This is a genomic window from Actinoplanes sp. NPDC024001, from assembly GCF_040638955.1.
GTDB lineage: Bacteria > Actinomycetota > Actinomycetes > Mycobacteriales > Micromonosporaceae > Actinoplanes.
On sequence record NZ_JBEZZB010000291.1, the window covers coordinates 1 to 7,380 of the forward strand.

A 7,380-nucleotide genomic window follows, 5' to 3' on the forward strand; every position below is an offset into this window, starting at 1 on the left:
CGCCGCCGGACTGCCGGCCGGCGGCGGGCAGCCGGTCACCCATCCGCTCGGGCGGTTCACCGTCAATCAGTACGCGGGCCTGCGCGTCACTCCCGCCGCGGTGCACGCCGACTACATCCTCGACCTGGCCGAACTGCCCGCCTTCCAGGCGCGCACCGAGCAGGCCGACACCGACGGCGACGGCAAGGTCTCACCCGAGGAGACCACCGCGTACGCCCGGACGGCCTGCACCGAAGCCGCCGGCGACCAACGGCTGACCGTTTCCGGACAGGCGGTGCCGTTCGCGCTGGAGCGGGCCACGCTCACCTTCCCACCCGGTGAGGGCGGCCTGGACACGCTGCGCCTGGAATGCGCCCTGCGCGCCCCGATCGACATCACCGGACCGGCCACGCTGGCCTTCCGCAACGACGCCCACCCCGAGCGGCTCGGCTGGCGGGAGATCACCGCGGTCGGCGACCGGATCGCCCTGAACAGCAGCGATGTGCCGTCCGAGAGCGTGAGTGGGCGGCTCACCGCGTACCCCGGCGATGCTCTGGCCGCGCCCACCGACATGCGCGCCGCGAACCTGACGGTGCAGCCGTCCGCCGCCGGCGCCGCCCCGGCGGCGGACGGCCCCCTGTCCGTCCCGGCGGACGGCCCCCTGGCCGCGCCGCGGCAGGCCGCCGACCGGCTGACCGCCGCGTTCACCGGCGTGGTCGGCCGGCAGGAACTCACCATCGGCATCGGCCTGCTGGGCATCGCCCTCGCCATGGTGCTCGGCGCGGCACACGCGCTGGCCCCGGGCCACGGCAAGACCGTCATGGCCGCCGTCCTGCTCGGCGAACGCGGCACCTGGCGCCAGGCGGCGGTGATAGCCGGCAGTGTGACGGTCACCCACACCGCGGGCGTGCTCGTTCTGGGGGCGGCCATCGCGACGTCGCTCACCTTCGCGCCGCAGCGGGTGTACGGCGCGCTGGCGGCTATGAGCGGGGTTCTGCTCGCGGTGGTGGGTGGGAGTTTGTTGCGGCGGGCGCTGCGCGCCCGCAAGAACGGCCCCGGTCACAGCCACGGTTTCGGCCACAGCTACGGCCCCGCATCCGGTCACAGCCACAGTCACGGTTACGGCCATAGCCACACCCCCGCATCCGGTGACAGCCACAGTCACGGTTTCGGTCATAGCCATGACCACGATTCCGACCGCAGTCCCAGCCACGACCACAGCCACGAGCTCGACCACAGCGATCATCACGGCGACTCGGAGCTTGATCGTGCGCTCGGGGACGCCGACCAGCGCGGGTTCGAAAGCGGCCAGCCACAGGAGGCCGGAGAGAGTGCGGCGGCGGCGAGCAACGAGAGCAATGTCCTGGTGGCGGAGAAGGAGCCGAGCCATTCCCCTCACACGCACAGTCACACGCACGATCACTCGCATAGCCAGGCGCCGATCCGGAAGCGGACCCTGCTCACGCTGGGCTTCGCCGGCGGCCTCCTACCCAGCCCGTCAGCCGTGGTCGTACTGCTCGGCGCAGTCGCTCTCGGCCGCCCCTGGTACGGAGTCCTGCTGGTGATCGCCTACGGCTCCGGCATGGCCGCCACCCTGATCGGAATCGGCCTCGCTCTCGGCCGCTGGGGCCCAGCCCTGGGCCGCCGCCTCCCCCAGCGGCTCACTCGCTGGCGCCCCGCCGTCCCGGTGCTCACCTCAGCCCTGATCATCTTCGTAGGCCTCGTCCTGACCGCCCAGGCCCTCCTCGCCCTAGCCTGACCCCGCCACGCCCGCCCGTCAGCCAACCACCCCGGCTGACGCCCAGTGTCACGATCCGCCGGCTCCAGCCACAGCGCACGCCGGACGCGAGCATCCCCTCAGGGCTACCGAAACCGGCGTAGGCAACGGCTGAACCCGACGGGCCGTAGCTCACGCAGGGAATCAGCGACTCGAAGCCGGTATGGGCGACGGCCGGTCTGAGCGAGAGCACGTCCGGCTGGCACTCAGGCACCTTATGGAGCGCTCGTTAGGGCTCTGAGGGCCAGCCGGGCACGGCCAGCTGGCACTCAGGCACCTTATGGAGCGCTCGTTAGGGCTCTGAGGGCCAGCCGGGCACGGCCAGCTGGCTCTCACGCACCCTATGCAGTGCCCGTTACGGCTATGAGGGCCAGCTGAGTGGGAGCGGCGGGGCTCCGAACGCGCGAGGCGCGTGCGTTACATGCGGGGATGCGAGCCGGGAGCGGGGAAGCCTCGGAGCAGGTGCTCGGCGGGGAGATTTGAGAGCGACCCGTCCTTGTCCTTCGCCAGGAGGCTGCTGATCTGCGGCTACCGCGAGGAGGCGAGGGACCCGGCACCGCGCGATCTTCATGATCGGGCGCGCGGAGCTCTGGCCGCGATGCGAGCGTCTTGTTACCGTCCAGTACGTGACGAAGGCTCTGGTACTGGGTGGCGGCGGTGTCACCGGCATCGCGTGGGAGTTGGGCGTGCTCTGCGGCCTGCAGCGGGCCGGGGTCCCGCTCGGTGACGCCGACGTGGTCATCGGCACGTCCGCCGGTTCGGTGGTGGGTTCGATCGTCACCGCGGGCATCGATCTGGAGGCCGCGGTGGCGATGCAGCAGGTTCCGCCGCCGAGTTCCGCGGGTGCAGCGGGCAGCCGGGGTGGCGCCGGCCGGGTGCTGACGGCGCTTGCCGTGCTGGCTGACCCGTCGGTGCCGGCTCTGGAGGCGCGGATGCGGGTGGGCGCCTTCGCGCTGTCCGCGTCAACTCAGGACGAGGCGTCGTATATCGCGCGAATGACCTCGATCCTGCCGGTGCGGCAGTGGCCGGCCCGGGACCTGCGGATCACCGCCGTGGACACCGCCGACGGGCGTGACGTCGTCTTCGACGCCGCATCTGGTGTGCCGCTCGAACTTGCGGTCGCCGCCAGCTGCGCCGTCCCGGGGCTGATGCCTCCGGTCACCATCGACGGGCGCCGCTACATGGACGGCGGCATCCGCCTCGGGGCGGGCGCCGACCTCGCTGAAGGCGCCGACCACCTGGTGGTTATCGCCCCGATGGCCGCTCTCGACCCGGCCCGCATCGAGACCGAGATGACCTCGACCGGCGCCGGCAAGACCCTGCTCATCGCACCGGATGAGGCGACCATGGCGGCGATGGGCCAGAACTTCATGGACGCCCGCCGCCGGGCAGCCTCGGTGGAGGCCGGTCTCCAGCAGGGTGCGGCCGTCGCCGAGGCGGTCCGCGCCGTCTGGCCCGGCTGAAGCAACCCCAGGCCGGCGCGGGCAGGCTGGGAGCAGGCGCGCGGTCGGTCAGGTGGGGCGGCGGAGCTGGCGGACCGCGACGCTGAGGGCGACCAGCGCCGCCAGCCCCAGCACGCCGAAGGCCACCGCGTACCCGCCGGTCCGCTGGAAGGAGAGGGCGAGCAGGAGCGGCGTCAGGAAGCCCGCCACGCCGGCGACGGCACTGACCACGCCGGTGACCAGGCCGACCATCGCGGCCGGCGCGGAATGGCTGATCTGGGCGAGGACCGACGTGCTGGAGATGCCCAGGCCCACGGCCATCACCGGCAGCACCAGCGCCAGGAGCACCGGCAGCGGCGGCGTGAAAGCCTGCACCGCGGTGGCGGCCGTCAGCGCGGTCAGGGCTACCACGAGGGGGCGCGGTGGGCCGAAGCGGTCGGCGAGCCAGCCGCCGACCGGGCGCATCGCGACGCCGGTCACCACGAAGGCGGCCATCACGTCGCCGGCGCGGGCGGGGCTGACGCCGTACGCGTTGCCAAGATAGACCGGGAGCGCGTTGGAGCAGGTGACGAAGAGGGCGAAGCCCAGCGCGTACCAGACGACCGCACGCCCGGTGATGGGAAGCCGCAGCGCGGCTGAGAGCCGGCCGCCTGCGGTGGCCGCGGGTGGCGCCGGCCGGGGCGCGTCGCGCATCGCGACGGCGACCAGGACGGCGAAGGCGGCCAGCGCCGCGGCGGTGGCCAGGAAGGGAGCGGCCATGCCGTACGCGTCGACGAGCCGCACCGCGGTGAGGCCGCCGATCGCGCCGCCGCACAGTCCGGTGCCGAGCGCGCCGATGGCCAGGCCGCGGCGATCGCCCGGATACCAGGCGCTGACGAACGGCACCGCCGCGGCGAACGTCGTGCCGGCGGCGCCGAGCAGCACCGCGCCGCCGAGCAGCGCCGGCGGGGAGCGGTGGCCGACGGTGGCGAGCACCAGCAGCGCACCGATGGTCAGCGCGGTGACCAGCAGGTATATCCGGCGGCTGCCGAACCGGTCGGCGAAGGCGCCGGCCGGGATGCGGCCGAGCGCGCCCACCACCACCGGCAGCGCCACGACGAGTGCCTGCACCAGCGGGGTCAGGCCGAGGCGGTCGTGCAGCAGCGGCGCGAGCGGCCCGAGCAGGGCCCAGGCCCACGCGGTGAGGAAGTAGCCGAGCAGTGCGATGATCAGCATCCAGCGCCGGCCGATCGGCATCGCAGCACCTCCCGCGGCTGAGGCTAATCAGGAGACACAAGGGCGAGGAGAGCGATGGACAGGCTGCCGGACTCGCTGATCGTCTGCGAGAGCCTGGTGCGGATCTATCAGACCGGGTCGATCGAGGTGCAGGCGCTGCAGGGGCTGGACCTGGCGGTGGACAGCGGCGAGATGGTCGCCGTGGTCGGCGCCTCCGGGTCGGGCAAGTCGACGCTGCTCTCCATCCTCGCCGGGATCGACGCGCCGACCGCCGGGCGGGCCCGGGTCGGCGAGTGGGATCTGCTGGCGATGTCCCGTACCGATCGGGTGCGGTACCGGCGGCACACCGTCGGGTTCGTCCGGCAGCAGACCGCGAGCAACCTGGTGCCGTACCTGACCGCCCGGCAGGTGGTGGATCTGCCGATGGCCGCCGCCGGGACGGCGAAGCGGGCCCGGCGGGCCCGCGCCGCCGAACTGCTGGCGGCACTCGGGGTGGCCGACTGCGCGGACCGGCGGCCCGCGCAGATGTCCGGCGGGCAGCAGCAGCGGGTGGCGATCGCGGTGGCGCTGGCGAACCAGCCGCGGGTGCTGCTGGCCGACGAGCCGACCGGTGAGCTGGACACCGCCACCTCGGCTCAGGTGTTCGAGGCGCTGCGGCACGTCAACAAGGAGTTCGGGGTGACAGTCGTGGTGGTCACCCACGATCCGGAGGTCAGCGGACAGGTGGAGCGGACCGTGGCCATCCGCGACGGCCGGACCAGCAGTGAGGTGCTGCGCCGGACCGCCACCGCGGCCAACGGCGACACCCACGTGATCGCGGAGGAGTACGCGGTGATGGACCGGGCCGGGCGGGTGCAGATCCCGCGGGAGTACCGGGAGGCGCTCGACCTGACCCGGCGGGTGCGGCTGGCCCTGGAGGCCGACCACGTGGCGATCCACGGTGACCACCGATGATCCTCAGCGTCCGCGGGGTCAACCGCAGCTTCGGCGCGGTGCACGCGCTGCGTGACGTGTCGTTCGACGTCGCGGCGGGCACGATGGTCGCCCTGGTCGGGCGGTCCGGGTCGGGCAAGACCACGCTGCTCAACGTGATCGGCGGGCTGGACCGCCCGGATTCGGGCACCGTCGTGATCGACGGCACCGAGGTGACCGCCCTCGACGAGGACGGCCTGTCGCGGCTGCGCCGCGAGAAGGTGTCGTACGTGTTCCAGACGTTCGGCCTGATCCCGGTGCTGTCGGCCGCGGAGAACGTCGGCGCCCCGCTGCGGCTGGCCCGCACCCCGGCCGCCGAACGGGAACGCCGCGTGGAGCTGCTGCTGAACCTGGTGGGCCTGGCCGACCACGCCCGCCAGCGGCCCGGTGAGTTGTCCGGCGGGCAGCAGCAGCGGGTGGCGATCGCCCGCGCCCTGGCCGCCTCGCCGCGGCTGCTGATCGCCGACGAGCCGACCGGGCAGCTGGACGCCGACACCGGCCGGTCGGTGATGGCGCTGCTGCGCGGGGTGGTGGAGTCGGAGGGGGTCACCGCGCTGGTGTCCACGCACGACCCGGTGATGATGGCCCTCGCCGACCGGGTGATCCGGATCGGTGACGGGCGGATCGACGACGAGCCGTGCTGACCCTGCTCGCCGGCCGCGCGCGTGCGCAGTGGCCGCTGCTGGCCGCGCTGCTGGCGGTGGTCACGGTGGGCGCCACCCTGCTGGGGGTGTGCGCGCTGCTGGTGACCCGTACGGCGGAGCAGGCCCTGGAGGTGGCCGCGTCCCGGGCCGCCCCGGAGGATGTCGAGGTCACCGCGTACACGGTGACGATGAGCGGCGCGGACGCCCGCTCGGTCGCCGACGACACCCGGGAGCTGCTGACCAGCACGCTCGCGCCGTTCCCCGCGGTGACGGCGGCGCGGGCGTCGTCGGTGATGCGTTCGCTGCCGGGCGACGGCGCCGAGTCGGTCGCCTACCTGTCCGGGGTCGAGGGACTCCCGCAGCGCGCCGACCTGGTCACCGGACGGTGGCCGGGCGGGCCGCTGGAGACGGTCGTGCTGGAGCCGACCGCACGGCTGCTGGGTCTCGCCCCGGGCAGCCGGGTCCGCCTCGGGCCGGAGAAGGCGCGGGATCCCGCACCGGCGATGGAGGTGACGGTCGTGGGTGTCGTACGCCCGCTGCCCGGAACCGGCTGGGACCGTGACCCGCTCGCCGGGGCCGGCTACGACCTGGCCTACGTGGCCGGTGGCGCGCTGCGCCCGGCCCGCGCGTTCGGGCCGTTCCTGCTCGACTTCGGCGCCCTGCTCGACAGCCGCTCGGCGATCAGCCAGCTGGAGATCACCGCCCGGCCCGACCTGTCCGCTCCCGACCGGCGCGACCTGGCCACGGTCACCGAATCGGTGCTCGGCGCCGACCGGCGGCTGGCGCGGATCCTCGGCGACCGGGTGCAGATCGAGCGGGTCGCCTCCCGGCTGCCCGCCGAGCTGCTCTCCGCCCGCGAGCAGCAGCAGGTCATCAACGGCGCCGTGCTCGCGATCGCGGTGCTCGGCGTGGTGCTGACCGCCACCGCGCTGGCGCTGGCCGGCCGGCTCACCGCCGACGTGCGCGCCGGCGAGACCGCCCTGCTGGCGGCGATGGGCACCGGCCGGGGCCGGCTGGCGGTCAACGCGGTCGCCGAAGCCGTCGTGCTCACCGCGGTGGCCGCGGCGCTCGCCATCCCGGCCTCCGCCGTGCTGCATGCCGCGCTCAGCCACCTGCCGCCCATGGCCGGGGCCGGGCTCGCCACCTCGCCCGGAGTCACGACCGGGCAGGTGCTCGCCGTCCTCGCCGGCGCGTTGGTCCTGGCGGTGCTGCTGGTCGTGCTCGCGCTGCGCCCGGCGCCGGTGGCCGGCGACCGCGGGCGGCGCGAGCTGCTGGCCCGGTCCGGCGCCGACCTGCTGCTGCTGGCGCTGGCCGCCGGCGGCTAGCCCGGGCCCGCAGGGCATCGGGTCCA

General features: G+C 74.2%; 6 protein-coding genes. 5 read left to right on the top strand and 1 reads right to left on the bottom strand.

The window, feature by feature from the left end:
• Both AB0F81_RS49705 and AB0F81_RS49710 read left to right on the top strand, forming a co-directional pair.
• The coding region (locus AB0F81_RS49705) for a sulfite exporter TauE/SafE family protein (RefSeq protein ID WP_360211202.1) at nucleotides 1-1,738 on the top strand (1,738 nt) is incomplete at its 5' end.
• A gap of 644 nt (nucleotides 1,739-2,382) precedes the next feature.
• Entirely contained in the window at nucleotides 2,383-3,219 is an 837-nt protein-coding gene (locus tag AB0F81_RS49710) for a patatin-like phospholipase family protein (RefSeq protein ID WP_360211204.1), read from the top strand.
• A 48-nt stretch (nucleotides 3,220-3,267) separates the two neighbouring features.
• On the opposite strand, the gene AB0F81_RS49715 is transcribed toward AB0F81_RS49710, so the two are convergent.
• Complete coding sequence (locus tag AB0F81_RS49715; protein ID WP_360211206.1) at nucleotides 3,268-4,434, bottom strand: MFS transporter; 1,167 nt, start codon at nucleotides 4,432-4,434, stop codon at nucleotides 3,268-3,270.
• Between the two features lie 54 nt (nucleotides 4,435-4,488).
• On the opposite strand from AB0F81_RS49715, the gene AB0F81_RS49720 reads away from it, so the two are divergent.
• Genes AB0F81_RS49720 through AB0F81_RS49730 form a run of 3 tightly spaced genes read left to right on the top strand, consistent with a single transcriptional unit; the run spans nucleotide 4,489 to nucleotide 7,354 of the window.
• Complete coding sequence (locus tag AB0F81_RS49720) at nucleotides 4,489-5,367, top strand: ATP-binding cassette domain-containing protein (RefSeq protein WP_360211208.1); 879 nt, start codon at nucleotides 4,489-4,491, stop codon at nucleotides 5,365-5,367.
• Nucleotides 5,364-6,029, top strand: coding sequence for an ABC transporter ATP-binding protein (locus AB0F81_RS49725; protein ID WP_360211210.1), 666 nt, complete (start codon nucleotides 5,364-5,366; stop codon nucleotides 6,027-6,029). Before AB0F81_RS49720 ends, AB0F81_RS49725 begins: the two co-directional genes overlap by 4 nt.
• The gene (locus tag AB0F81_RS49730) at nucleotides 6,023-7,354 is read left to right on the top strand and encodes a hypothetical protein (protein WP_360211212.1); all 1,332 of its coding nucleotides are present in this window, start codon (nucleotides 6,023-6,025) and stop codon (nucleotides 7,352-7,354) included. Before AB0F81_RS49725 ends, AB0F81_RS49730 begins: the two co-directional genes overlap by 7 nt.
• Nucleotides 7,355-7,380: the final 26 nt, after the last annotated feature.